This is a genomic window from Prochlorococcus marinus CUG1416, assembly GCF_017695965.1.
Taxonomy (GTDB): domain Bacteria; phylum Cyanobacteriota; class Cyanobacteriia; order PCC-6307; family Cyanobiaceae; genus Prochlorococcus_A.
In genome coordinates, this window is the sequence record NZ_JAAORM010000005.1 from 1 (window position 1) to 25,144 (window position 25,144).

The window sequence follows — 25,144 nt, forward strand, 5'->3', positions numbered from 1 at the left end:
GTAACCAGAATCCAACAAAAATTTTGAGGTAATTAATTATGAATTTTAAAAGATCACCATTCGCAATTCAAGATAAAAATAAAAAAGATCTTGATTATGCAAAAGATTATCCAACTATTGCAGATTTAATGCGAGAACAGAATGTCCTAAATAATAAGGAGAATACAGTTCACCATAGAAGAGATTTAGATTCTCTTGGTTAGTTTATGACGAATAGCTAGTTATGAATTCTAAAAAATCACTATTCTCAACCCTCAATAATGAGAGAGGCGAAATGAATTATATAAAGGGAGTTTACAAGAGAAGGATTCAAGCTGAAATTGAATCTTATCAAGATTCTGATGATGAAGATAAGAGAGATACAATTCAAGCTCAAGATATATTGATGCTTGATAAAATCTCATTTTAGTGAACATTTATTGATTGGCGAACCAATATTCATGATACTAATTTAGTAGAGATTAATTTACTGCTTCCATTGCAATTAGTGAATTAATATATCCTCTTTCTCAAAAAATATATTATCTTAGCATCCTTTTTTTTCTATCTCGGTTAAAACAAGAAACCCCTCCAGAAATTCCAAATACTGAAGGGGTTATAAAATTGACTCGTACTATATAAAGTCAATCTTTCTCTTGGAGTAAACGTAGAGTGTACTCAATGAGGTTTGGCCTCAATTAATTTATAGCAATAAAATTAAAATTTAACGAAAATTGCTGATGAGATTAGCTTTTAATTCATAAGGTAATATTTTCATCCTCAAGTTTTTTCTTGAGTTCTATAGGCATATAATCAATATCTTTCTTAATTGCATCAATTGCATCTTTATACTTTTCAGGTTCAGCTAAAAGCATTTTTATCAAATTGTATTGACTTTCTATTTCTTGAGAAGAGAATTTTCCCATAAAATAAGAGGGTTATATCTCTCAATATTAAATCGACTGTCAATAATTTCAAATGAAAGAATAATTACTATTTTTATCATAGAAAGATCTTCATTTAATAATTAAGAGAACATATAGATATTGAAAAGCTTCCTCAAAGTTAATTTGAATGTTACACAATTAGAATATGTCAGATCCAGTTCTCTATCTATCTATGGTTTTGGGATTTGGAGGTGTTTATGTATTAATCTCTTCTTTCCATGATGATGATGATGGTGATGATGATGGAGAAAAATATATTTATAATCTCGAACTCACCAACTTAGCTAAGTAGTTGAATATTGGAAAGTGATAAAAGCTAATCTTTCAAATATTAAACCTTTCATCTAGAACAAACTCATTTGATCAGTTTGTTTTTTATTAACTTGTTCTGATACCCATCCATCTGGTGACCAACCCATCATTATTGGCAGTAAACCTTTTAATTCATAAAAATCTTTTACCTTTTCAGTCCAATTTTCCTCATATCCATTTGGCACCACAACAGGCATGCGGTGATGTAAAGGTTTAATTAGATCATTTGGTTCAGTTGTCAAAACACAGCAACTTTCTATTTCAGCACCATTCTGCGAAGCCCATTTGCTCCAGATTCCTGCCAACCAAAAAGTCTCGTAATTTTCTTTACGAATACGGTATTTTTTCTCGAAAAAACCACTTGCAGGTATTAAACATCTCTTATATCTCCAACTTCCACTAAATAATTTGTTTTCTTCAACGGTTTCTGATCTTGCATTAAATGGTCTTGTTTTTTTTTCATCAAATGGATTTTTAACCCAGGGCGGAATAAAACCCCAAGACATAAAGGTTGTTTTCATTTTGCCCTCATTCTTAATCACGAGAACTGGATCACCTGGTCTAACTAATTTTTGAGTCTCATATTTAATATCAAGTCCACATGGATAGTCTTGTTTCAAAACTTTAGGCAAATTATTAAATTCGGTATTAAGTTCAAATCTTCCGCACATTTTTACAAAAACCCTATTAAAAACTCACTTTTAAAAAACGAGCTAATTTATTCTTATTTTAAATCTAATGTCAATTAAGACTTTTGATATTTTTACTTATTACTAGTTTTAGGTAGTCGGTAAGCATATGCCTCAAATCTAGAAAGAAATATAGGTTCATTTCCTATATTTTCAACTAAATGCTTATAGTTAATATGACTTTCCATAAATGATTAAATCTAAAAATAAATTCTAATTCTAGGCTGTTTCAATTTCTTTATGCACAGAAAGAAATTCCTGGTCTGTTAAAACAGGTGTGACTTCAATTTCTACTCCAAAATTATCGACCCAGATACTACTCCATTTCCAAATGTTCTGATGGTTTGAAGATTCCACAATCGCCCAACCATTAGCTCCCTCAGGGTTTACTACACGATTAACAACTTTAAAACCATCAAACTCATCACCTTCGCATCCTCCTTCCACAAAGCCAGCAAAAGCCTCTGCACCTTGCATATGACTCTCTTGATCTGGGAATTGCCAGTGAACAATGTAAGTTTGCATAACTAAAATAATTTTTTTTAATTATTAATTATCGAATTTAAAAATTAAATAAAAAATCTTTAAACACTAATTTAAAAAAGATATAAGCATAAATAGTCAAAAAAAAAGACTCTTGCGAGCCTAGGTGATGGGGATTTCTATCATGACAAATTAAACTGAAACTAACAACCCCATCAATAGGTAATTTTTATTACTTACAAACACCATATGTAGTGCTAGTATTTTAAAAAGGGCTGGGTGATGGGGATTATCCCGCTTTTTGATTAGGGCGAAGCTTACGCCCTTTTTTTTATGGAAAAATTTACTTTAATCAATAAAAATAGATCGAGGATAAAAGTATTTGAACCGTTTGAAGATAGTTCAAATCCTTCACCTATTATTAATCTATTATTAATGCAATTATGATTTCTTATGGTTGTGTTTATAAACGATCAAGTAAGCCAGTTATGAAAGGCTCAAGGGTTGAATCTATCGAAGAAGCGAGAAAAGAATATAAAGAACTATTAGTGGAGGGATGGAAGAAAACTTATAGATCCAAGAGTTTTTTTTAAATGGTTAATAGGTTTACTTTACCTAAAATTTGAAATTATTAAAAAGTAATTGCTATTTTATAAGAATGAATCACTTTTTCTTATTTCTCATTTGATATTGCATAGTAGCTTTTAGGTGTTGCAATTCTTTTTCTCAAGTCTAAATTATTTTTTATAATTCTTGATTACTAGCAATATTTTTGGGAGATATATTACTTGAAATTTATATTATTGAAAAAGCGAACTTTTTAGCAATAGTAAATTACCAATAAGTATTAGCGCCTATTGATGAGGATAATTTATCTAGATAAATTAGGCAGAATATAAAATTAGGGGGAATTTATGAGTGGAGATTATGAGACACTAGAAATTAATCAACCAAAAATCTCATATTTTCAGAAAAGATCCGAAAATAATACAGAATGGTTAGATGAATTAATCAATAAAATTGAAGACATGAAAAATAACATTTCCAAAGCTGCTTAATGAAAGACAAAGTGCTAAGGGAATAAGAGAAATTTGTAAAAATAAAATTGCTACAATGAAGAGCTAAAAGATTTATATTTAAGAGAAGTTATTGACAGAAATAAAGAATACAAATGAGATCAAATATTCGACTATCTACAAACATTCTTTTAGTTATTGGTACTTTTGCTATTGCTTTAAAGATTGCTCCAATAGCAGAGGTATATCAGGAAAAAAATTTATGTATTAAATATTTAAAACATCAAATAGATCGAGACAAACTTATCAAAAGACTAAAAATAGTCAAACAAGCAAATCCATCTAGTATTTGTGACTCTATCCTTAAAAGTTAAAAATGAAGATTAAGTCATTTACCCCCTTAATTGCAGTCTTTGCTACTTCATTTCTGATAACCATTACATTACTTAAAAGTTTCCAAATTTTTATGGGGATATCAATTTGTCTTTTAGCGATGCTCAAGCTTATGGATATTGAAGCTTTTGGAACAAGTTATAAGAAATATGATTTAATATATTCTAAATTTGATGTCTGGATATATATATTTATCCTTTTTGCGAATTATGAATTGGAATAAGTTTTCTTGATTCTTCTCCACCCTCTTTAATTATTTTTATTGCCCTAATTTTAGGAATTTCTGGAATTATTTCAGTATTTAAGGCTGTTTATTTGGATAAATTAAAATTAAATTGTGCATGTATTGATGGATATGCAAAAACTCCTTTGGGAATTATTAGTTTTACCGAAAATCTTTTAATGGCAATTATGAGTGTTTTAATTTTGATTAAATAGCGATTTTATAAATTTTCATTTGTGGTTATTTTAAATATTAAATTTAATCGTCGTAATTAGTATGGCACTTAAAGAAATATTTATGAAAAGAGGATTTTTAAATTATCTGATTTTTTCTGGAATTCTTTTTACAAATATAATTAATCCAAATAAGAGTATTGCTTTAACTCAAGAAAATACAGATATCCCAAAAGTTGTTTCTTACAGATCAGCATCATGTGGTTGTTGCAAAAAATGGATCATTCATTTAAGAGATAATGGATTAGAAGTTCTTGATAATATAGTTGAGGATGTTTCAGTAATTAAAAACCAATATCAAATTCCCAATAATCTGAGATCATGTCACTCTGCTCAAATAGCTAACTATACGATTGAAGGACATGTCCCGATTGAATCAATCAACAAACTTTTTAGAGATAAACCAAATATCAATGGGATAGCAGTTCCCGGCATGCCACTTGGCTCTCCAGGGATGGAAATTCATTCTCACGACTCTCACTCTCATGATTATGAGAACTACAAAGTAGTTTCATTTAGTAAAACTGGCAAAACAAAAATATTTGATAAAGTCTATCCTTAATACAAATACTTGATTTGAAATAATGCATATTTTTCTTAGAAATTTTAAATTTTTTATTTTTTTATACTCCTTATCTCTAAATTTCAATAGTTATTCGCATGCACATATGAGGGGTACATTTCTTTATGCAAAGGACGCCGAAAATAGATCTTTAGAGCTTGGTTGCGAAGGAATACATAAGAATCAAGATAAATGGATGCCATGCAAAAACGAAAAAGAATTACATATATATTTGAGGAAATAGATGGAAAAATTAAAAACAAATCAAAGAAAAATTCACAGAAAAATAACCGCAATTTCAGCAATCCCTTTACTAATTACTATTGTATCTGGGACTATTTATAGTATTCTTCAACCACTAGGAATAGATGCTTTTTGGTTAATAAAATGGCATACAGGTAATTTTGGCATTATTAATTTGCAACCTTTTTACTCGATATTTCTTGGTATAGCTTCAATAATCTCAATAATATCTGGCGTTAAACTATTACAAAAAAAATCTTAGATATATTCTAAGCCTGGCCAAAATCTAACTAATTAATACTATTTGCGCCGCCACTTACTAAGAAAATTATCGCTCCTAGTGCCATTGTTGCTACACCCATATAAGGGTATTTCTTAATTCTTGATTTAGTAATTGGAAGCCATGAAAGGTATCTATCAGACTTATTTAATTCATTTTTTTGTCTAGGTGGCAATCCTAATTCTTCTCTTCTTTTAGCTTCGCCCATAATCTTAAATTTGTTTATTTATCAATATTAAAAATTATGTTCTACACCTGCGAGTTAACTTTATTAAAAACAGAGGTCCTTTATAGATAAACAAATTATTTAAAATTTATTTAGCCTTCTTTAAATATAGATTCTTTGTATTTGCCTGATCTGATGTAAATAACAAAATTAAGATGGTTCCAACTAGAAATGAAAAAATCATTGTCAAACCAATAACTTCAACCATTTCAATAGGCAGATAATTTAGAAACATTAATGAATAGATATCTTATCTTAAAATTAGCAATTGTATTTTTTTATGTAAAGTAAGTATTCCTCCTTAAATTTCGAAAAGAACTTTCTGAGACTTTTTAATCTTTATTTATTTTTATTTGCGAGATAAATCTAGTTCTAGCCGATCACAATTTTCTTACTTAGCTATTCCTATTTTCTTAAGCAATTTCAGGTAAGGCAAGGTCCAATTACCAAAGGTAAAAGAGATAGTCGTATTTTTTGTAGTTGGTGATAATGACTTAGAACGTCTATGGGCTAATTTAGAAAATATCTTAATAGTCTCTGCTTCTAGATTATCCATATACAATTTTTTTTGAACACCTCGATCTTTCTTTTGGGGCAAATAATTTTCTATAAACCATAAAACTTGATCTAAATTTGATTTATTGGGTAAGGTTTTAATTTGTTTATTTTTCTTTTTAAACATATTTATTTAACTATTAATTACTGAATTAAATTTGCCATTTATAAAATTTAAATCAATAGTAAAAGAATCAAAATTATGTTCTTTTTAATAATCGATAATCGAAAAAATAAATTAATAATTACCTTGTTTTTATAAAAATAAAAAAAGGGGGATAAATCCCCCTCCTATTGATCAGTTTAAAAAAAAAATTTAATTTTTTGAGTTTTTAAATTTCATTTCTTTTTGTGTTTTCTTGATTCTTTCTTCAAAGACGGATCTTCTGTATGGAGTAACTTCTCCACTTTTAGTTGCCAAAAGTTGGGCTTGATATAGCCTATTGGCTTTTTTGATTTTTTCTCTTATTTGTAAGAGGTTATTCATGGTCTTTTGCAGTTAATGAGAATCCCGTTCCCTACTCCCATATCATGCGTCCAGAGATATAAACTTGGATGAACGTTAATGAACGATAACATCTTCAAAAAAATTCCGCGAGAGTAATTTTTACTAATTATTTTCTCAAAATAAGGACTTTATTAATTGGAAAAAAAATATTTTAATATTTAGTACATTAGGATAAGAAAATAGTCTGAGAGCCATCATTTTTATTCTGAATAACTATTTTTTTATTTGGGAATATATCTGATAATATTTTCTTCAAATTTGAATCATCTGAAGAAATTTCATTTTCAATGTTTTTTGAATTAATTTTCCAATTTGCATCTACAAATAATTCTTTATCATCATTTTTTTTTATCTCAACTGATGTCTTATTTATAATCTTAAGTAACAATTCGGAATCATAATCTTTAAATTCTTCAGGGCTCTCTTTAAAATTTTCAATCATTATTTAAAAATCTAATGTTTCTAAATCTTGCATGATAAATTTCAAGAATACAAGGTATTAATTACCTAAAAATTTCTTTAAAAATAAATATTCGGATGAAATTAAAATATTTTTCTTTAAAAAATTTAATTTCAAAATAGTTAAAGAAAGATATTTAAAAAGATTAATTAACCATTTACAACATTTATTTACTTGTTAATTTGCAAATAAGAGATTCAGGGAAAATGGCAAGAATAATTAACAAAAAAATTAGACTTTTAAGATGGTTAAACTCAGGCATGATACTACCATTTATCTTTATGGCTGCATCCTCATCTATTATTCTTTATGGTGTTTTATTTATCCTAATAAAATAGCTTTCTAATTTAAGCAGCTAAGTTTTCCTCTGATTCAGACTTAATCATTGCAGCTTTTTTTAATAAACTAACTACTTCTTTTCTTCCAACCGCATTATCAGCTTGGCGCATAATTTCAGCATATTTTTTATTTATGTTTTTCATAAATAATTTTAATTTAATCCAAAATTACAGCACAATAAGATGGTGTCAATCGTAAATAAGTCTCATATATTATTTATTTGATTTTTTTGCATAATAAAAATTTCTCATTAATTATCCCTCAAAGTTTTTTTAATTGATGGTGCAAAAGATTCATAAATATCAGAATTAAGAACCATCATAATTAAGCAATATAAAAGGATTTGAAAACATAAAATAAACCCCCAATTAAGATCAATATTGCAACTCCATAAAAAAGAAAAGGGATAATTGGATATTTATATAATGTAGACCTAACTTTTTGTTGTATGGCTTTTTTATCAAGTTGAGGCAACTTTATATCTTCGGTTTTTTCTCTAGGAGGAATACCTAAATTTTTTCTTCTCTTTGCCTCTCCCATAATTAATACTGAGGAATTCCCATACATTTTAAATAATTGTTATCAGCTAAATCTAAATTTTGATTCCATTCTTCATGAGATGTTTCCAAATTATTTTTAAAATCTTTTTCGAATTTAAGAATACATCTTTTTTCTATATTTTCTGGAGAATTATAGTTTCTTAAAAAAGTAAAACTCAAATACGATAATGATGAAAAAACTATAATTACTTTAGCAATTCTAAAATCATTCATATCTTAGATGATATTTCCTTACAAATAAATAAGTTACTTTATGGTTTTATAATTAATTTAATCTATTTAAAACAATTATCAAATGATAAATTCGGTAAATTTTAATCATTTGCCTATTCAGGGTTTGGTCTTTCAGGGCTAATAATCTTTATAATGTCGACGATTATTGGCTATATATATGACCCATTATTAGGAATAACTTATCCATTTGGAAATATACTTACTCTTACTTTTTTGAGTTGGTTATAAAAAGAGACTTGGAGTGATCCAAAGAAATAAATCAAATTCAAAAAAGATAAATAAAAAAACTACTTCTGTATTTTTAACTTTGAAGAATACTTTAAATTAACAATGTAAGTTGCAACAAGAGATAGTATCAAAAAAAATAATAAGCTCTCTAAAGTAGATTGAGGCATAACCATAATAAGTACCAAAAAATAATACATTTCTACAAAAACGAATTCTGAAGAAAAATCAACCCTTTAATTATTTTTTATTTTCAAATTAATAAATCCCAATCCCAAAGAATGAATTTGCAATAAACAATAAACTAAATAATGTTAAAAAAATTAATCCTATCCAACTTATTGTTTTTAGAAAAAATCCATATCTATTTTTAATTGGTACTAATTTGCTATTTATAGTATCCATTGCCATCCATGCAAATAAAGGGGCAGTTAGAAAACTTCCAGTCATTGCCGCAAATACAAAATCTTTTACTCCTATACCTCCAGACCTTGCAATCAGCAAAGCTATTAATGATGCAAAGATATGTATAATCATCCAAAGTTGAAATCTATTTCGCTCTGATTTGGAATCCATGTGTCCAAAATCAGTACCTCTCAATAAACCTTGAATAGCAGAAATACTTCTAGGATATGCATCTAGACAAGTAATTGTAGTACTAAACATTGCGGCAAATGCTGCAGGTATAATGATCCATTTAGCCCAATTACCAATGGATTTGGTGTAAAGGAGTATTAACTTTTGAGCGAAGGACACTCCACTTCCGGAAAGCATTCCATCGCCAGTACCATACATTGTTATTGCTCCAAGAGTAAGGAAGAAAATTGCCGTAACAACAGTTATTAAGTAACCGAGATTAAAGTCAAATTCTGCTTCACTGATATTTGGTTTATAACTTGAATCTTTTGCTCGAGAAAACATCCATAAAGAAGGCCAAACACATAACTCTACTGGGCAAGGCATCCATCCCATTAAAGGGATCAAAAAAGCTAAATTTGTTAACTTCCATGGGCTTATTTCTGGTTCAAAAAAACTCATATTTAGAGACTCATTTATTGAACCTTTGAATAAAAGCGATAAAACTGCAAATAATGTTAAAAAAGTTAGGAGAGATACTAAAAATTTTGAAATCCTATCAAGGGCTTTATATTTACCAATAATTAATATCATTCCAGAAACAATCAGGATTCCTATAGACAAATCCATGGCTGGAAAAGCTGCGAAAAAGGGAATATTAGTTAAAAGGACACCAGAGACAAAACTTACAGCCGCTATTGTGAAAGTACCTGTAATTAGACTAACTATTAGAAATAAAGGAAGATATAAAGAATTCCGCTCTTTGAAACCTTCTAATAATGATTTACCAGTACATGCTGTAAATCTAGTCCCAACCAACAAGAATGGATATTTTAAAAGATTAGTAAGAAGGATTAGGCCAACTAATGAAAATCCAAACCTTGCACCAGCAGTAGTTGATGACAATAAATGAGAACCCCCAATAGCCGCTCCAGCTAGCAAAATTCCTGGACCTAAACTTTTTTGTATTCCTTTTGTTAAATTCATGTCTTTAATCAAATGATTTAATTTAATTTTTGAGCCCTTCTAAACTTATTTTTTAATACTCTTTTTTTAAATGCAAAATCAGATAACGAGTAAAAAATAAAAAGAATAATTAGTAATCCTATTCGAACTTTCATAAGATATCTCCTTCAAATTTGCTTTTATCAGATATTTATTTTGTATTCAACCTCTTTTCTCCATAAGATCCTCAAAAACCTATCTAAAACTTCTAATTCCTTTTTATCAAAACTTTTTATTTTCTTTTTATTTTGTTTTTGCATAAATTATTACTTAAGTATTTCAACTTTAAACTGAGCAATAAAAAACACAATAAGCAAAACTTCTTAAAACTCAAGATAGTTTGGATTATTTTAATTTGATAAATATTTTTCTGCCCTTCTTAATGCTTTTATTGCACCTCTATAATCAAGATTTTTTAATTTTTCCTGACTTTTACGTTCCAACATTTTCACTATTTCATTTATCTTTATTTCATTAATTTTCAGTTTATGATCGAATATAAGATCAAATTTTGAGCAATACAAACTAGATAATTCTTTTCTATATTCTTGAATCATTTTTTCATCATAAGATTTAGATTTCAATATTGCATTAGCTTTAATTTTGTCGTCTAAAGCACCTTTAAAATTACCTAGTTTAAATTTATTTTCACTTGATCTAGTTAGCTTAATAAGATTTTCCAATATCAATCGCTCAGAATATTCCATTTTTTTTGATGACCTAAAATCAATCCTATCAAAAAAAGAAAAAACGAATTCATTTTTAATAATCAAATAAATAATTAATTAGCCAATAACAAGTCCTTTTTCAAGAAGTAAATCGAAAACCTCTACACTTTTCGTTTTCCCAAATTGTTTGGACTTATGTAAATCTAATATTTCAGCAAGGCACATTATCCAATAAGTATCTTTTTTTAAATTAAGACCTTCGCAAATATGAGAGGGAGCAGATTTAAAAAATCCAAATTCTGTTGATATATTAATATTCATGATTTGAGTTTCAAGTTCCAGACTTAAGAGTTGTATTTCTTGCTCAGAAAGGGGTGACCCAAGAGAATATGATTCAATTAAAAGTTGGTAATTCATAAAAAGAATTATTTTTTCAAGAAATCCAGCGAGTGATTTTTGTCCCCGCGTAAATATGTCCTGAAGCTTCAACTATAGGTTTTGTCTCAGGATTCATAAAAATATCATATAAAACATTTTCTGGTCCTTGAAAAATTACTGTCGCCCTTTGAGGATCATCTAATGATTTACCAATATAAAATATTTTAACTCCCATTTCTTTAAACATTGTCTGCTGGTCTTTTGCATTCATATATGATTTATACTCCTCATAGGTATTACTTAGTTGAAAATCTAAAATAGTCGTTTCAATAGTCATAAGAATAATTAAAGTTTTTTAATTCTAAATCTTTATCAAAAAAGTTAATCTAAAAAAATTAGTTTTTATTAAGCAAAGTGTTAACTAATTTTCATTTATGAGTTATAAATCAACTATAAAAAACGATTTTAATTTTGGACTCAAAAATTTCTCAGAGAGAACAATGGACTAGTAAGCTAGGATTCATTCTCGCAGCGGCTGGTAGTGCAGTAGGTCTAGGCAACCTTTGGGGTTTTGCTTATAGAGCATCTCAAGGTGGAGGTGCGGCGTTTGTACTCTTATATTTATTAATCGTTTTAATTGTATGTCTTCCGGTATTTGTTGCTGAAATGGCTCTAGGAAGAAACGCAATGGCAAGCACATTGCTTGCTCCAGTTAAGCTGGCTGGTAAGAATTGGTATCCATTAGGAATTCTTTTCTTCATAGCTCCTCTAGGAATAGCATCATATTATTCAGTGATAATGGGATGGACTGCAGATACCTTATTCCATTCTTTATTTTTTGGATTACCAAAGAATTTAACTGAAGCAGAAACCTTCTTTGGCTCAATTAGTAGTGGCAGCAGTGTTTTGTTGGGCCACCTATTAAGTCTTGTACTTACAGCAATAATAGTTTCATCAGGTATAAAAAAGGGGATAGAAAAGGTTACTAGATATTTCATGCCAATCCTTTTCATAATTATTGTGATTCTTGCTATTTGGGCTACTTCACTTTCAGGTGCATGGGAAGGATATAAAACATTTCTACTTAAGTTTGATTTTAATGAATTGAGAAATCCTCAAACAATAAGAAACGCTTTTACACAAGCATTCTTTTCATTAAGCCTAGGGATTGGAATTATGGTTACCTACGCATCCTATTTAAATAAAAAAAGTAATCTTCCAAAACTAAGTGTTGGAGTTGCATCATTAGATACTTTGGTTGGACTAATGGCTGGATTTATAACTTTCCCAATAGTTTTAACATTCGGTTTAAGTGACGCTATTTCTGAATCCACTGTTGGTGCTTTATTTATCTCAATTCCAACAGGTCTAGGTTCATATGGTGCAGCAGGAAGAATTGTAGCTGTTGCATTTTTTGCACTAGCTTATATCGCAGCCATAACTTCATCTGTTTCATTATTGGAGGTTCCAGTTTCCTCATTAATGGATAAATTCGGCTTTAAAAGAGAAAAATCGGTTTGGTTGATAACTCTTTTCCTATTCTTAGCAGGCATCCCTTCTGCATTAAATTTAAATATTCTTGGAACAGTTGATTCGATTTTTGGTGGCGTATTACTGATCTTTGGTGGATTCTTGGTTACTTTCTTTATGGGATGGGTAGTCCCTGGAAAATTTAATGAAGAACTTAGTGATTCAAAAGTTGGAATCAAAACGACACGTTATTTGAAATTCATGACAAGATGGGTTGCGCCCCCAATTATTGGTTTTGGACTATTTATTAGTGTTTTTGATTTACTGAAAGGCTGGGTAAGTTAGACAATATTTTACTGCTGAACTTTTTTTTAAGTAAATATTAAATTTTAAATTCTATTAAATTTTAAATTCTATTAAATTTTAAAAGTAACAGCAGAAACCATCCCTGATAAGAAAATGTATAAGATATATCTAGATGTTGAATTTAAAGAAATTACAACGAAATCAACAATAGATTACAAATTTAATGTCAACCAAGTCTAATTCATTAAAAGAAAAGCTTACGGAAAATTTTTCTGATTTTTCTCAATTATCTGACTATTCTTTTATGAATTGTCTCAAAGCAGATCCTCAATCAACAAAAGATGGAAATGATCATAAACCGCGTTCAGTATATTCGGGCCATTACGTACCAGTTCTCCCAACTGCTATTCCAGACCCAGAATATATCTCCCATAGCAAGAAACTTTTTAAAGAACTAGGGCTAAGCTCAGATCTTACTAGAGACAAGAATTTTTGTCGTTTTTTCTCAGGTGATATTACTGTTGCTGATTATCCAATGAGTCCTGTTGGTTGGGCAACAGGTTATGCATTATCAATTTACGGTACTGAATATACCCAACAATGTCCCTTTGGCACCGGCAATGGTTATGGCGATGGCAGAGCAATTTCTGTTTTTGAAGGTTTATTCAATGGAAAAAGAATGGAAATGCAACTTAAAGGAGGAGGTCCAACTCCCTACTGTCGTGGAGCAGATGGTAGAGCTGTCTTAAGGTCTAGCGTACGAGAATTTCTAGCACAGGAATTAATGGATGCCTTGGGAATCCCTACCTCAAGATCTTTAACACTTTATGTCTCACGTTCAGAAATAGTTAGAAGACCGTGGTATTCCAAAGGGTCCAAGTATTTTGAACCTGACATCATGATTGATAATCAAGCGGCAATTACAACTAGGGTCGCTCCATCTTTTGTACGAGTTGGACAGCTTGAACTTTTTGCAAGACGAGTTCGCAATAATGCTCATGATGAAGCTCTTAGTGAACTAAAGATGATAGTTCAACATCTTATTGATAGAAACTATAAAGATGAAATTGAAAATGAGATTTCACTTGAAAGTAAGGTAATAAAACTTTCTTGCTTATATAGATCGAGACTTATATCTCTTGTAACTAAATGGATGCGAGTTGGTTATTGCCAGGGTAATTTCAATAGTGATAATTGTGCTGCTGGTGGCTACACCTTGGACTATGGACCCTTTGGATTCTGCGAATTATTTGATCCAAGATTTCAACCATGGACAGGTGGAGGTGAGCATTTTTCATTTTTTAACCAACCTTCTGCTGCTGAAATCAACTTTAAAACATTTTGTTCCTCTCTTAGTCCGTTACTCTCAGAAAGCAAACATGATTTTGAAAAGCTAGAGCAAATCGAAAAAGACTTTTCTGAATTAATGAATAAGGCATTGATGAAAATGTGGGCAAACAAGCTTGGTTTAGAACATTACAATGAAACTCTAATAAATGAATTTTTTAATCTTATGGTCATTTCAAAAGCAGACTATACAATTTTGTTCCGTAAACTCTCTGAAATACCTGATAACTTAGATTCTTTAAAAGACAGTTTCTATTTACCAATTAATAATGAGCTCAATAATAGGTGGGAAGTATGGCTTGAAAACTGGAAATCAGTATTGAAGAAAGAGGGAAATATTAAAGCAAAATCGATATCAATGAAATCCCTTAATCCAGTCTATACATGGCGCGAATGGATGGTCGTTACCGCATATGAAGAAGCTGAAAAAGGAAATTACAAAAAAATAAAAGAGTTACAGGATGTCTTTAGCAATCCATATATAGAACAACCCTCAGAAATAGATCAAAAATATAATCGACTAAAGCCAATCCAATATTTTAACTATGGAGGAGTATCTCACTACAGCTGTTCTTCATAAAAGTTCAATCCTAAAATGAAGATTGAACAACTTTGAGAAAACTCTTATTTATTTATGGCCGTTGGCATCCCAACTACTGATACAACTCCTACATGAAGAATAACCGGCTTTTTCCCAATGTTTTTCACATAGTGGGCACCCCCGTTATTACTTTCTACAAATGCATCACCTGCCGTAAAGAAAGTAATTTCTTCACCCCTAACATGCTTTAATCTACCTCTTGTGACATGAATCAACATTGGAGAGGGATGCGTATGAATTGGGGTTTCCAACCCTACAGGAATCATCACTTTTAAGAGTCTTAATTCAGGCTTTCCCTCGAGATAATTAAAATTTTTACCACTTAGACCTTTTGAACTTTGAATAATAGGTATAACTTCAATCTTTTCTTCAGCTAGAGACGTTTGTGGTGAAACTAAAGTTCCAACAAAAAGGTATATGAATGGAATAATATTTTTTAATTTCATTAGATATTAGTTTTCACTTATGATAATTATTTTAAAAATAAAATACTTATTTTTTATATAACTTTTCTAATTGCTTTATTTCCTCTCTTAGATCCTTACCTCTCTTATTCAATTTATTATTTTTAATTATTATTGGGATAATCCACCAAGCTTGAAGACCTAAAAAGATAAATACTAGAATCAATAATTCAAAAGTACCAGGCTGCATTTGATAAATAAACCTTCTTTGTTAATAACATTACTCTAAAAGTTATTAGACATTCATGTGATTTTCAAATATTTCTAGGCTGCCTCTAATTCAATATTAAGTTCAATACCTTTGGAAATGATTGCTTCTTTAAAATCTATAAGTGCGTCAATTATTTTTTGTTTCTCCTGATCAGTTTTATAGATATCCTCTAAAACCTCCTGAATAGCAAGTTTTACTTTTGAAGTTTGATTTCTAAATCTTCCCTGTAATTCATAAGTTCACCGAAATTATCATTTTTATTAAAAAACAAATTATTTAATAGTAAATTAAGTACTTTACCTTAAAAGGATTTATAGAGGTCTCTTACGACTAAAGACAATGATTACTGTTAAGAGAATGTTCAAAAATTAATTATTTAGGGGTTAAATGCAACGTTAATGATACAGATATGTGGTAAATATCTTAAAAATAACTCAATTTAGGCCCATTACTTTACATTTATTAATAGTTATGTTACATTATTTAACAATTACATTACTTCAATGGCTAATTCAAACGTTACTACTGAATCAGGCGGCAGGCAGAATATGTTTCCTACTGAGACACGTCCTTACATAGATGAGTCAGTTTCATACGGCAGTTACCCACAAAATGCAGAAAAAGTTAATGGTCGTTGGGCAATGATCGGGCTTGTTGCACTAGTAGGTGCTTATGTTTCAACTGGACAAATTATTCCTGGCATTTTTTAATGAGTCCTCTTTCAGGCTTTTTAGCTGTAATGGTATTCTTTACAGCCATCCTAGTCGCTTATCTAACTAAGCAATTTCAAAACGAAAATTCAAATTATTTATCTACCAATCCAATGAAAAACTCAAACGCAAAAGTTAAAACAATCGAAAAAGAAAAAATTGTTGCTGAAACTCTCAACGGCAGATTCGCAATGCTTGGACTAATCGCTGCTATTGGAGCATATCTAACAACAGGTCAAATAATTCCTGGCTTCGTTTAAATACTTACAAAAAATCAACCAAATAAAAATGGAAAATTCAAATCAAACTTATTGGCAAAACGCCGAGAGAACTAACGGAAGAATGGCAATGATGGGGTTATTTGCCTTAGTTGTAAATTATGGATTGTTCGGATGGATAATTCCTGGAATCTTTTAAAATGAATTTAGGATTACTATTTCTTAAAGTAAATACTTAAGGTGTAATAACTCTATCAGAACTTGATTATATAACTAACCATCAATCTGAATTTTCTAGGTTAGATATATCTTTAGTTATTAAGATCGAACTTCTTATGGATTCTGGAATTGTGGAAATTGATAACAGACTAACAATTTAATTTTTTAAAAGATAGATCGTCATGAGTGTTTGCCAATAGGGATACTGGCAAACACTTTTATGTTAATAAAATCATAAGAAAAAAAAAAAAAAGAGATTGTTTCTTAGCTAAAAACAATCTCTCAATTACCTAATTCTTACATGAAAATTTCAAGTAAGCTCAATGACTATAATTGATTTTTATTTAGTAGTAAATACGTAAAAATGCTTCCATTGTTTATCTTTTTAAACCGCCCCTTTTTATCCATAAAAACCACGTTACCCAAATAGGAGGGAGAAATCTAATTAAAAAAGAAATTTTATATATATAAAATGGGTCATTTTCACTTTGAAATAAATCTACCAAAAAAGTAGATATAGTTATCCAAAGTAAAATTATTAATACATTCGCTCCTAATAATGCGAACTTATTTTGTTTGAATATTTTTGGCATAAGACAATTTTTTTTATTCTTAATTTTAAATAACCTAAGGTAATTAAATATACTTTTTCAAAAAAACTTTAAGTTTAAGATCCATATCCAAATAAAAAAAATACTCAATTTTAATCCCTCTCCAAATAATAATCCAAAAGCAATAGGAGGAGAAAAGATTAAAAAAAGAATAGAGAATAAACTAAACAAAGCAACAATTCCTCTAAGAAAAAAATTCTTTCTTTTTTTTCTTTTTAAATTTTTTAAGATATTCCACTCCCATTCGATAAACCTATAGAACTTTTCTGATAATAAAAATAAATACTTCATTAATATTATTAATTTCTATGGGCTTTTCTTATTTATAAAATTAATTTCACCTGTTAGCAATAGACTTTATCCCCTTCTTCAGTAAGATAGTAAATTCTTTTTTCTGAACTTACAAAGAAAGTTAATCCCTTATATTGTGATCTTTTAAATTTATCTAATCTAAGTTTGTGTAAATCCCAATTATCAGTACTTATGTCAGGATTAAATTCTTGTTCTTTTAAGAAAGGTACATAAGTTGGAATAATTTTTGTTTTTTGGGCTAACCTTCTTTTTCGTTTTGAATAAAAAAATAATAAAAATAAAATTACAAAAAAAAGAATTAATAATATATTTGTCATTGTCAATTTCTCTAATTTGAAAAACTTTATTTTGGAGAATCAAGAACTTTTCACAATAAATTTCTTAGTAAGTAAAAAATCCTATTTTTATATTCTTGTATTTTTGAATACTTATCAAGGGGTTACCTAAATCAGATTATAAAGTAAGTCGCATTTTCAATATGACTCAAAATTACATGAATACTCCTTATACAAAAAAAGTAGCCGAAAAATTTAGAGAGGCTCAAAACTATTTAAGAACTAATGGTTTTAGTAGATCAACTAAACATTTACTTGAAGATATTGAAAATTCTGTTGAAAAATAATGCCAATTCCCCCTCACTTACCACAATTACAATATGGCTGCGATGATGGCTTTACAACCATTGTTTTGGGTTAATAGGAAGTTGCTTAGGATGTATCTTAATTTTATTAATTTCATTTTTTGAATTTAAATATAAAAACCAAAATAGTAAGCCTTAAGAGACTTACTAAACATTAAATAAGAACTCCATTACATCACCTTCGTTAACAATATATTCCTTACCTTCACTTCTTAAAAGACCTTTAGTTTTTGCATTGGCAATTGAACCTGAATCAATTAAATTTTGATATGAAATAGTTTGAGCTCTTATAAATCCTTTTTCAAAATCAGTATGAATTACGCCTGCAGCCTGTGGCGCAGTCATACCATCTTTTATGGTCCATGCTTTTGTCTCCTTTTCTCCGGTAGTGAAATAAGTTTTTAATCCCAATAATTTATATGTTGATCTAATTAAAGAACTTAATCCCCCTTCTTCTACTCCTAAACCCATAAGGTAGTCTTTTTTATCTTCTGGTTCTAACTCTATTAATTCAGATTCGACTTGAGCTGATATTTTTATACATTCTGTATTTTCATTGCTTGCAAAACTCTGAACTTTTGATGAGAAATCATTACCTTCAGCCAAATCATTTTCATTCAAATTTGTTGCGTAAATAATTGGTTTAGCAGTAAGGAGGCCTAGTTGCTTAATTATTATATTTTCTTCTTCACTCAAAGATATTGATCTAACTGAAAGGCCTTTCTCTAGCTCTTCTTCAATTTTTTCTAGTAAGGTGTCTTCTTTTGCTGCCTCTTTACTAGTTCTAACCTGTTTTTTAATTCTTTCTCTTCTTTTTTGGAGTTGAGATAAATCAGCTAAATTCAATTCCAGATTAATTATCTCAATGTCATCCAAGGGATCTACCTTTCCAGAAACATGAATTACATCACTATCTTCAAAGCACCTTACAACATGAACTATTGCATCAACCTCCCTAATATTTGATAAAAATTTATTTCCCAAACCTTCTCCTTTACTAGCTCCTTTTACTAGTCCTGCGATATCTACAAATTCAATTTTTGTTGGGATAATATTTTGGCTAGAACTTAAATTACCTAACTCTTGCAACCTTTGATCTGGGACTGAAACTATGCCTTTATTAGGTTCTATAGTACAAAAGGGAAAATTAGCCGCTTGGGCCTTAGCATTTTCTACAAGTGCATTAAATAGAGTTGATTTTCCAACATTTGGTAATCCAATAATACCTGCTTTTAACATTTGAAAAAACTTATGGAAAAATTATCAAGAAAACATCTTCTAGTAATATAGTATTTACTTAACCAATCTTGGATAAGTTAATTATAATCGTCTTGATTATTTATTTAGTTCCTAAATATTCACTACTGCTGCTTTTAAAAAGAAATGTTTGATTTAATAAAAAGAAATATAAATCTAAAAAGTGGAATTATATTGCTTTCTCTAGCTATATTTTTCGTTTTTATAACCAATTCATTCAAGAAAAATAAGTCAAAAGATATTTCTGATTTTGTAGTTCAAGTAGAAAAAGGAATCCTCTCAGATTCAATTAATACTAGTGGTGAAGTAAAAGCAATAAGGACAAGCAATATTGGGCCTCGGAAGCAAGGCGTAATAAAAGAAATCAAAGTAGATGAGGGAGATCTTGTAAAAAAAGATCAGGTTTTAGCTTCTCTTGATGATGAAGACTTTATCTATAAAATTGAAGAACTTGAATTAAATGTAGAAAAACAAAAATCTGAATTTTTAAGAAGAGAATATTTATATCAAGAAGGTGCGGCAAGTAAAGAAGACTATGAAAGTTATAAAAATAACTACAACATTAGTAGCGCCAAACTTAATGATGCAAAAGCTGAAAAAAGTTTCTATCTAATTAAAGCTCCTTATGGAGGAAAGATAACTGCAAAATATGCTGAGATAGGATCTTATGTCACACCAAGTACAAACTTAAGTTCAGACCCTAAAACCAAAAACTTTATTTTTGAACTATCAGAGGGCCTAGAAATTGTAGCTAAAGTTCCTGAGAGTGACATTGGCAGAATAAAAATAGGTCAAGAAGCCTCAGTAAGAATTGAGGCTTATCCCTCAAAAAAATATAGTGCCATAGTTAAAAAAATAGCTACAAGAGCTGTAAAAGATAATAATGTAACCTCATTCGATGTAACTTTAAATTTTAAAGATATTTCTGAAGAAATTAAAATTGGAATGACTGCAGATCTTGAATTTAGAGTCGAAGGTAACGAAGAAAAAATCTTAGTGCCAACAGTTTCTATTGTCACTAAAAAAGGTGAAAAGGGAATTTTGAAAGTTGATAAAAACAATTCTCCCAAATTTGAAAAAATTGAAATTGGTATTAGTAGTGGAAATAAAACTTCAGTAATTGAGGGATTAGAACCTGGAGAGCAAATCTTTATTGATATTCCACCTTGGGCTAAGAAGAGAAAATGAGTTTAAAATCTGAAAACTCTAAAAAACCAATTTTACTTTTAGTCGATGGTCATTCACTTGCTTTTAGAAGCTTCTATGCATTTAGCAAAGGGATTGATGGAGGTTTAACAACCAAAGAGGGATTCCCAACAAGTGTGACTTATGGGTTTCTAAAAAGCCTTCTTGATAATTGCAAAAATATTAGTCCTGAGGGTGTTTGTATTACTTTTGATACCGAAAAACCTACTTTCAGACATGAATTAGATCCAAATTATAAGGCCAATAGAGATGTAGCACCAGATGTTTTTTTTCAGGATATTGAACAACTAGAAATCATTTTAGAAGAAAGCCTTAATTTACCAATTTTTAAATCTCCTGGTTACGAAGCAGATGATCTCCTAGGCACAATTGCAAATGATGCGGCTTCTAAAGGATGGTGCGTGAATATTCTTTCTGGGGATCGGGACTTATTTCAATTAGTAGATGATCAAAAAGATATTTATGTTCTGTATATGGGTGGTGGTCCATATGCGAAAAGTGGTAATCCAACCCTTATAAATGAAAATGGAGTAAAAGAAAAATTAGGTGTTGCGCCAGAAAGAGTAGTTGATCTTAAAGCTCTAACTGGTGATAGTTCTGATAATATTCCTGGTATTAAAGGGGTAGGTCCAAAAACTGCAATTAATCTACTAAAAGAAAACGATACACTTGATGGGATTTATCAGGCTTTGGACAAGATTCAGCAGAACAATGATAAAAAATATAAAGGATTCATCAAAGGTTCGGTTATAGAAAAGCTCAGAAATGATAAGCATAATGCTTTTCTTTCCAGGGATTTAGCAAAAATAAATACTGAAGTGCCTTTGATATTAAGTGATGGTTATGAATTAAAAAATATAAATCAAGAACTTCTATCAGAGTCACTGCAAAAACTTGAATTATCAACACTACTCCGGCAAATTGATATTTTCAATTCAACTTTTAGTAAAGGTGGTTTTGACAAAAATAATGAGGCTAAAGTGGAGGAGAAAAATTCAAAAGTCTCTAGTAAAAGTGAATTAGAAAATAGTAAAAATAAAATTCCTAAAATCAAAGTAACTGTTGTAAATGATTTTGAATTACTTGATAAATTAATTCAAAGATTAGAAAAGACCAATGAGATAGTTTCTTTAGATACAGAGACTAATAGTTTAAATCCAATCGATGCGGAACTTGTTGGGATAGGACTATGTCTTGGAGAAGAAACTTATGATTTATTTTATATACCTCTTGGTCATCAAACAAAAAAAGAGACCCCCAATCAATTATCGATTGAAGATGTTTTCTCAAAACTAAGAACTTGGATAGAAGATCCAAAAAAAGAAAAGGCACTCCAAAATTCTAAATTTGACAGGCAAATATTTTTTAATCACGGACTTGATCTTAAAGGAGTAACCTTTGACACCTTGTTAGCAGACTATCTTCTAAATAATCAGGAGAAGCATGGGTTAAGTGAAATTAGTTTTAGATTATTTGGATTTAAGCCTCCTTCATTTAAGGAAACAGTTGGGAAAAATAAAGACTTTTCATTTGTTGATATTGATGAAGCTAGTATTTACTGCGGCTTTGATGTATTTCTAACTTTTAAGATTGTCAAAATTTTTAAAGAAAGATTTTCAACAGAAAATAATGAATTAATCAAATTGTTCGAAGAAATCGAGCTGCCCTTAGAGCCGGTATTGTCTCAAATGGAAATGAATGGAATAACCATCGACATCCCTTATTTAGATAAACTCTCAAAAGAACTAAAAAGTACCTTAGAAGATATTGAAAGTAAAGTTTATGAATTAGCAGAGGAGACTTTTAATCTATCTTCACCAAAACAACTTGGTGAGATCTTGTTTGAAAAATTAAATTTGGATAAGAAAAAATCACGGAAAACAAAAACAGGATGGAGTACAGATGCAGTAGTTCTTGAAAGATTAGTCGTCGAACATGAAATAATCCAACATTTAATAAAACACAGAACTCTTAGCAAATTACTTAGCACCTATATTGATGCTCTTCCAAATCTCATAAACGAAAAGACAGGAAGAGTTCATACAAACTTTAATCAAGCTGCTACAGCGACTGGGAGACTAAGTAGTAGCAATCCTAATCTTCAAAATATCCCGGTTAGGACTGAATTTAGTAGGAGAATCAGAAAAGCATTCTTGCCTGAAAAAAATTGGAAACTTTTATCAGCTGATTATTCTCAGATCGAATTAAGAATACTTGCTCACTTAGCGGATGAAGAAATACTAATTAATGCGTTTCATAAAAATGATGACATTCATTCTTTGACTGCAAGATTAATTTTCGAGAAAGAAGAAATATCATCCGACGAAAGGAGAGTTGGGAAAACAATAAATTTTGGAGTTATCTATGGTATGGGGATAAAAAAGTTTGCCCGTTCAACAGGAGTAAGTACTCCAGAGGCAAAAGAATTCCTAATAAAATACAAAGAACGATATTCAAAAATTTTCAAATTTCTTGAACTCCAAGAAAGGCTTGCCTTATCAAAAGGTTATGTTAAAACAATTTTTGGTCGAAAAAGAGAATTTAAGTTTGATAAAAATGGACTTGGAAGATTAATAGGGAAAGATCCTTACGAAATTGACCTGCAATCTGCAAGAAGGGCTGGCATGGAAGCACAGTCATTAAGAGCCGCAGCTAATGCACCAATTCAGGGTTCAAGTGCAGACATTATTAAAATTGCAATGGTTCAACTAAATAAGAAATTCATAGAAATGAATGTTCCCGCAAAAATGCTTTTACAAGTACATGATGAATTATTGTTTGAAGTTGAACCAGATTCTTTGGAAATTACTACGAAATTAGTAAAGAAGACTATGGAAGATTGTGTAAAATTAAATGTGCCTCTTTTAGTTGATATTGGTATTGGAGACAATTGGATGGAGACAAAATAAACCTTATGAAATACTTAATTTAAGATGATCAAACTTTTTAATACTTTAAGCAAAAGAGTTGAGGTTTTTAAGCCTATTGACGATGTAGTAAAAATTTATTGTTGTGGAGTAACTGTTTATGATTTATGTCATCTTGGTCATGCCAGAAGTTATATAGCTTGGGATGTATTGAGAAGATTTTTAATTTACAGTGATTTCAAAGTGAAGTATGTTCAAAATTTTACAGATATTGATGACAAGATCTTAAAAAGAGCTAAAGAAGAAAGCAGTTCAATGAAGGAAGTATCTGAAAAAAATATTATTGAATTTCATAAAGATATGGATTCTCTAGGAATAATGCGTCCGGATAGTATGCCAAGAGCAACGAATCATATATGCAATATCTGCTCCTTCATAACAATCCTTGAGGACAAAGGTTATGCATACTCTAGGGATGGAGATGTTTATTATTCTGTTTTTAAAAATAAAAATTATGGAAAGCTGAGTAATCAAAACATAAAAGAACAAAATATCAATCAGCAAGGAAGAATGGCTAATGAGGAAAATAGTAAAAAACTTAATCCGCAAGATTTTGCACTATGGAAAAAAGCTAAAGATAATGAACCATTTTTTGATTCGCCATGGGGTAAAGGTAGGCCAGGATGGCATATTGAATGTTCGGCGATGGTTAAAGATGAATTAGGAGATACTATTGATATCCATTTAGGTGGTTCTGATTTGATTTTCCCACATCATGAGAATGAAATCGCCCAATCAGAAGCAGCCAATGGCAAAAAGCTAGCGAACTATTGGTTACACAATGGGATGGTCAATGTAAATGGACAAAAGATGAGTAAATCCCTTAAAAATTTTAAAACTATCAGAGAGCTAATTAAGTCAGGTATAAGCCCTATGACTTTGCGATATTTTGTTATGACTGTCAATTATAGAAAACCACTTGATTTTACTGAAGAAGCTTTAAGGAGTGCTTCAGAAGCTTGGAAAAACATTAATGTAGCCCTTTCTTTTATGGAACTTACAAAAGGTGCTTTTAGATCTATTGATAAAAATGAATCTATCGAAGAAGAATATGAAGAGAAAATAAGCTTTGATTTATCTCAAAAAAAGCTTAAATTTTCTGAGGCTCTGGGAAATGACCTTAATACAGCAGGTGCTATTGCAATTATTTACGATTTAGCAAAACCATTAAAAAACTTTCTAAACCAATTTCAAAGGGTCGAAGGTTTTGAAATAGACCTAAATGAAAAATTCTTTCTAATTGAGAATTTTAAAACTCTTGAAAAGTTGACTGAGGTACTTGGTCTTAAAAAAGAGGTTTTAGTAAAAGAAAGTAAAATAACAGAAGCAGAAATATCAACGCTTATTAATGAAAGATTGAAAGCAAAAAAGGAAAAGAATTATACGAAGGCTGATGAAATTAGGAATTTGTTAAAAGAAAAAGGTATTGAACTTATTGATCAATCAAAGGAAATAACAACATGGATAAGGATCTAAATTTTAAGAAAAAAACCAATTTGAAATTTTTGTTTTTTAAATACACCTTTAAATGGGAAGATATTAGAAATATCA

The 25,144-nt window shown here is 29.8% G+C and carries 36 protein-coding genes and 1 pseudogene; 19 read left to right on the forward strand and 18 right to left on the reverse strand.

All coding sequences use genetic code 11. From position 1 onward, the window contains the following. Nucleotides 1-38: 38 nt before the first annotated feature. Entirely contained in the window at nucleotides 39-203 is a 165-nt protein-coding gene (locus HA146_RS06170; protein ID WP_209108705.1) for a hypothetical protein, read from the forward strand. A 20-nt stretch (nucleotides 204-223) separates the two neighbouring features. Further along, nucleotides 224-409: a hypothetical protein gene (locus HA146_RS06175; protein ID WP_209108706.1), complete on the forward strand. Its 186-nt coding sequence runs from the start codon at nucleotides 224-226 to the stop codon at nucleotides 407-409. Between the two features lie 328 nt (nucleotides 410-737). Here HA146_RS06175 and HA146_RS06180 read toward each other — a convergent pair whose 3' ends face one another. Then, nucleotides 738-905: a chorismate-binding protein gene (locus tag HA146_RS06180; RefSeq protein WP_209108707.1), complete on the reverse strand. Its 168-nt coding sequence runs from the start codon at nucleotides 903-905 to the stop codon at nucleotides 738-740. A gap of 166 nt (nucleotides 906-1,071) precedes the next feature. Between HA146_RS06180 and HA146_RS06185 the strand changes: the two genes are divergently transcribed. Then, complete coding sequence (locus HA146_RS06185) at nucleotides 1,072-1,218, forward strand: hypothetical protein (RefSeq protein ID WP_209108708.1); 147 nt, start codon at nucleotides 1,072-1,074, stop codon at nucleotides 1,216-1,218. Between the two features lie 52 nt (nucleotides 1,219-1,270). On the opposite strand, the gene HA146_RS06190 is transcribed toward HA146_RS06185, so the two are convergent. Together HA146_RS06190 and HA146_RS06195 are read right to left on the reverse strand one after the other, a co-directional pair. Then, nucleotides 1,271-1,909, reverse strand: coding sequence for an SOS response-associated peptidase (locus HA146_RS06190; RefSeq protein ID WP_209108709.1), 639 nt, complete (start codon nucleotides 1,907-1,909; stop codon nucleotides 1,271-1,273). Nucleotides 1,910-2,146: 237 nt separating this feature from the next. Further along, nucleotides 2,147-2,452, reverse strand: coding sequence for a DUF3303 domain-containing protein (locus HA146_RS06195; RefSeq protein WP_209108710.1), 306 nt, complete (start codon nucleotides 2,450-2,452; stop codon nucleotides 2,147-2,149). 401 nt (nucleotides 2,453-2,853) lie between these two features. On the opposite strand from HA146_RS06195, the gene HA146_RS09710 reads away from it, so the two are divergent. From HA146_RS09710 to HA146_RS06230, 7 genes are all read left to right on the forward strand, one after another. After that, nucleotides 2,854-3,003 (forward strand): hypothetical protein, encoded by a 150-nt coding sequence (locus HA146_RS09710; RefSeq protein WP_306822625.1) that lies wholly within the window; start codon nucleotides 2,854-2,856, stop codon nucleotides 3,001-3,003. 321 nt (nucleotides 3,004-3,324) lie between these two features. After that, the gene (locus HA146_RS06205) at nucleotides 3,325-3,468 is read left to right on the forward strand and encodes a hypothetical protein (protein WP_209108711.1); all 144 of its coding nucleotides are present in this window, start codon (nucleotides 3,325-3,327) and stop codon (nucleotides 3,466-3,468) included. Nucleotides 3,469-3,581: 113 nt separating this feature from the next. Beyond that, entirely contained in the window at nucleotides 3,582-3,800 is a 219-nt protein-coding gene (locus tag HA146_RS06210; RefSeq protein WP_209108712.1) for a hypothetical protein, read from the forward strand. A 2-nt stretch (nucleotides 3,801-3,802) separates the two neighbouring features. After that, nucleotides 3,803-4,042 carry a hypothetical protein gene (locus HA146_RS09555; RefSeq protein WP_245211329.1) on the forward strand — a complete coding sequence of 80 codons (240 nt, stop codon included), beginning with the start codon at nucleotides 3,803-3,805 and terminating at the stop codon, nucleotides 4,040-4,042. Nucleotides 4,043-4,318: 276 nt separating this feature from the next. Next, the gene (locus HA146_RS06220; protein WP_209108713.1) at nucleotides 4,319-4,837 is read left to right on the forward strand and encodes a DUF411 domain-containing protein; all 519 of its coding nucleotides are present in this window, start codon (nucleotides 4,319-4,321) and stop codon (nucleotides 4,835-4,837) included. A gap of 106 nt (nucleotides 4,838-4,943) precedes the next feature. Then, a complete protein-coding gene (locus HA146_RS06225) occupies nucleotides 4,944-5,081 on the forward strand; it encodes a DUF3721 domain-containing protein (protein WP_209108714.1) in 138 nt (45 codons plus the stop codon). Then, nucleotides 5,082-5,342, forward strand: coding sequence for a hypothetical protein (locus HA146_RS06230; RefSeq protein WP_209108715.1), 261 nt, complete (start codon nucleotides 5,082-5,084; stop codon nucleotides 5,340-5,342). Between the two features lie 28 nt (nucleotides 5,343-5,370). Here HA146_RS06230 and HA146_RS06235 read toward each other — a convergent pair whose 3' ends face one another. The 11 genes from HA146_RS06235 to HA146_RS06280 form a co-directional block, all read right to left on the reverse strand. After that, complete coding sequence (locus HA146_RS06235) at nucleotides 5,371-5,568, reverse strand: DUF2839 family protein (RefSeq protein ID WP_011863232.1); 198 nt, start codon at nucleotides 5,566-5,568, stop codon at nucleotides 5,371-5,373. A gap of 409 nt (nucleotides 5,569-5,977) precedes the next feature. Next, nucleotides 5,978-6,268, reverse strand: a complete 291-nt coding sequence (locus HA146_RS06240; protein WP_209108716.1) for a hypothetical protein — start codon at nucleotides 6,266-6,268, stop codon at nucleotides 5,978-5,980. A gap of 189 nt (nucleotides 6,269-6,457) precedes the next feature. Beyond that, nucleotides 6,458-6,628, reverse strand: coding sequence for a hypothetical protein (locus HA146_RS06245; protein ID WP_209108717.1), 171 nt, complete (start codon nucleotides 6,626-6,628; stop codon nucleotides 6,458-6,460). Nucleotides 6,629-6,815: 187 nt separating this feature from the next. Continuing rightward, nucleotides 6,816-7,091 (reverse strand): hypothetical protein, encoded by a 276-nt coding sequence (locus HA146_RS06250; protein WP_209108718.1) that lies wholly within the window; start codon nucleotides 7,089-7,091, stop codon nucleotides 6,816-6,818. A 365-nt stretch (nucleotides 7,092-7,456) separates the two neighbouring features. Then, nucleotides 7,457-7,591, reverse strand: a complete 135-nt coding sequence (locus HA146_RS09650) for a hypothetical protein (protein ID WP_257469911.1) — start codon at nucleotides 7,589-7,591, stop codon at nucleotides 7,457-7,459. Nucleotides 7,592-7,772: 181 nt separating this feature from the next. Next, nucleotides 7,773-7,988 carry a DUF2839 family protein gene (locus HA146_RS06255; RefSeq protein ID WP_209108719.1) on the reverse strand — a complete coding sequence of 72 codons (216 nt, stop codon included), beginning with the start codon at nucleotides 7,986-7,988 and terminating at the stop codon, nucleotides 7,773-7,775. 2 nt (nucleotides 7,989-7,990) lie between these two features. Beyond that, nucleotides 7,991-8,221 (reverse strand): hypothetical protein, encoded by a 231-nt coding sequence (locus HA146_RS06260; RefSeq protein WP_209108720.1) that lies wholly within the window; start codon nucleotides 8,219-8,221, stop codon nucleotides 7,991-7,993. A gap of 504 nt (nucleotides 8,222-8,725) precedes the next feature. Beyond that, the gene (locus tag HA146_RS06265; RefSeq protein WP_209108721.1) at nucleotides 8,726-10,030 is read right to left on the reverse strand and encodes an NRAMP family divalent metal transporter; all 1,305 of its coding nucleotides are present in this window, start codon (nucleotides 10,028-10,030) and stop codon (nucleotides 8,726-8,728) included. A gap of 368 nt (nucleotides 10,031-10,398) precedes the next feature. Then, nucleotides 10,399-10,755: a hypothetical protein gene (locus tag HA146_RS06270; protein ID WP_209108722.1), complete on the reverse strand. Its 357-nt coding sequence runs from the start codon at nucleotides 10,753-10,755 to the stop codon at nucleotides 10,399-10,401. A gap of 78 nt (nucleotides 10,756-10,833) precedes the next feature. Continuing rightward, nucleotides 10,834-11,133 carry a hypothetical protein gene (locus HA146_RS06275; protein WP_209108723.1) on the reverse strand — a complete coding sequence of 100 codons (300 nt, stop codon included), beginning with the start codon at nucleotides 11,131-11,133 and terminating at the stop codon, nucleotides 10,834-10,836. A 16-nt stretch (nucleotides 11,134-11,149) separates the two neighbouring features. Beyond that, complete coding sequence (locus HA146_RS06280) at nucleotides 11,150-11,431, reverse strand: DUF3764 family protein (protein WP_209108724.1); 282 nt, start codon at nucleotides 11,429-11,431, stop codon at nucleotides 11,150-11,152. A 134-nt stretch (nucleotides 11,432-11,565) separates the two neighbouring features. Between HA146_RS06280 and HA146_RS06285 the strand changes: the two genes are divergently transcribed. Both HA146_RS06285 and HA146_RS06290 read left to right on the forward strand, forming a co-directional pair. Then, nucleotides 11,566-12,909 (forward strand): sodium-dependent transporter, encoded by a 1,344-nt coding sequence (locus HA146_RS06285; RefSeq protein ID WP_209108725.1) that lies wholly within the window; start codon nucleotides 11,566-11,568, stop codon nucleotides 12,907-12,909. A gap of 184 nt (nucleotides 12,910-13,093) precedes the next feature. Beyond that, a complete protein-coding gene (locus HA146_RS06290; protein WP_209108726.1) occupies nucleotides 13,094-14,797 on the forward strand; it encodes a protein adenylyltransferase SelO family protein in 1,704 nt (567 codons plus the stop codon). Between the two features lie 44 nt (nucleotides 14,798-14,841). On the opposite strand, the gene HA146_RS06295 is transcribed toward HA146_RS06290, so the two are convergent. Further along, entirely contained in the window at nucleotides 14,842-15,264 is a 423-nt protein-coding gene (locus HA146_RS06295; RefSeq protein WP_209108727.1) for a cupin domain-containing protein, read from the reverse strand. Between the two features lie 46 nt (nucleotides 15,265-15,310). After that, nucleotides 15,311-15,472, reverse strand: a complete 162-nt coding sequence (locus tag HA146_RS06300; protein ID WP_209108728.1) for a hypothetical protein — start codon at nucleotides 15,470-15,472, stop codon at nucleotides 15,311-15,313. A gap of 524 nt (nucleotides 15,473-15,996) precedes the next feature. Here HA146_RS06300 and HA146_RS06305 point away from each other — a divergent pair. The 3 genes and pseudogenes from HA146_RS06305 to HA146_RS06315 all read left to right on the forward strand — a co-directional run. Beyond that, nucleotides 15,997-16,203, forward strand: coding sequence for a high light inducible protein (locus tag HA146_RS06305; RefSeq protein ID WP_032527066.1), 207 nt, complete (start codon nucleotides 15,997-15,999; stop codon nucleotides 16,201-16,203). Continuing rightward, complete coding sequence (locus tag HA146_RS06310; RefSeq protein ID WP_209108729.1) at nucleotides 16,203-16,463, forward strand: chlorophyll a/b-binding protein; 261 nt, start codon at nucleotides 16,203-16,205, stop codon at nucleotides 16,461-16,463. The genes HA146_RS06305 and HA146_RS06310 overlap by 1 nt, the downstream gene beginning before the upstream one ends. A 22-nt stretch (nucleotides 16,464-16,485) precedes the next feature. Continuing rightward, nucleotides 16,486-16,620, forward strand: a pseudogene (locus HA146_RS06315) (chlorophyll a/b-binding protein); the annotation flags it as partial. A gap of 975 nt (nucleotides 16,621-17,595) precedes the next feature. Here the strand turns inward: HA146_RS06315 and HA146_RS06320 are convergent. Then, the gene (locus tag HA146_RS06320; RefSeq protein WP_209108731.1) at nucleotides 17,596-17,880 is read right to left on the reverse strand and encodes a cytochrome B; all 285 of its coding nucleotides are present in this window, start codon (nucleotides 17,878-17,880) and stop codon (nucleotides 17,596-17,598) included. Between the two features lie 161 nt (nucleotides 17,881-18,041). Between HA146_RS06320 and HA146_RS06325 the strand changes: the two genes are divergently transcribed. Continuing rightward, nucleotides 18,042-18,185 (forward strand): hypothetical protein, encoded by a 144-nt coding sequence (locus tag HA146_RS06325; RefSeq protein ID WP_209109313.1) that lies wholly within the window; start codon nucleotides 18,042-18,044, stop codon nucleotides 18,183-18,185. A 165-nt stretch (nucleotides 18,186-18,350) separates the two neighbouring features. Here the strand turns inward: HA146_RS06325 and ychF are convergent, their stop codons facing one another. Then, nucleotides 18,351-19,442 carry a redox-regulated ATPase YchF gene (ychF, locus tag HA146_RS06330; RefSeq protein WP_209108732.1) on the reverse strand — a complete coding sequence of 364 codons (1,092 nt, stop codon included), beginning with the start codon at nucleotides 19,440-19,442 and terminating at the stop codon, nucleotides 18,351-18,353. Nucleotides 19,443-19,586: 144 nt separating this feature from the next. Between ychF and HA146_RS06335 the strand changes: the two genes are divergently transcribed. Genes HA146_RS06335 through cysS form a run of 3 tightly spaced genes read left to right on the forward strand, consistent with a single transcriptional unit; the run spans nucleotide 19,587 to nucleotide 25,069 of the window. Beyond that, a complete protein-coding gene (locus HA146_RS06335) occupies nucleotides 19,587-20,648 on the forward strand; it encodes an efflux RND transporter periplasmic adaptor subunit (protein ID WP_209108733.1) in 1,062 nt (353 codons plus the stop codon). Next, nucleotides 20,645-23,575, forward strand: coding sequence for a DNA polymerase I (gene polA / locus HA146_RS06340; RefSeq protein WP_209108734.1), 2,931 nt, complete (start codon nucleotides 20,645-20,647; stop codon nucleotides 23,573-23,575). Before HA146_RS06335 ends, polA begins: the two co-directional genes overlap by 4 nt. 24 nt (nucleotides 23,576-23,599) lie before the next feature. Further along, the gene (gene cysS / locus HA146_RS06345; RefSeq protein WP_209108735.1) at nucleotides 23,600-25,069 is read left to right on the forward strand and encodes a cysteine--tRNA ligase; all 1,470 of its coding nucleotides are present in this window, start codon (nucleotides 23,600-23,602) and stop codon (nucleotides 25,067-25,069) included. Nucleotides 25,070-25,144: the final 75 nt, after the last annotated feature.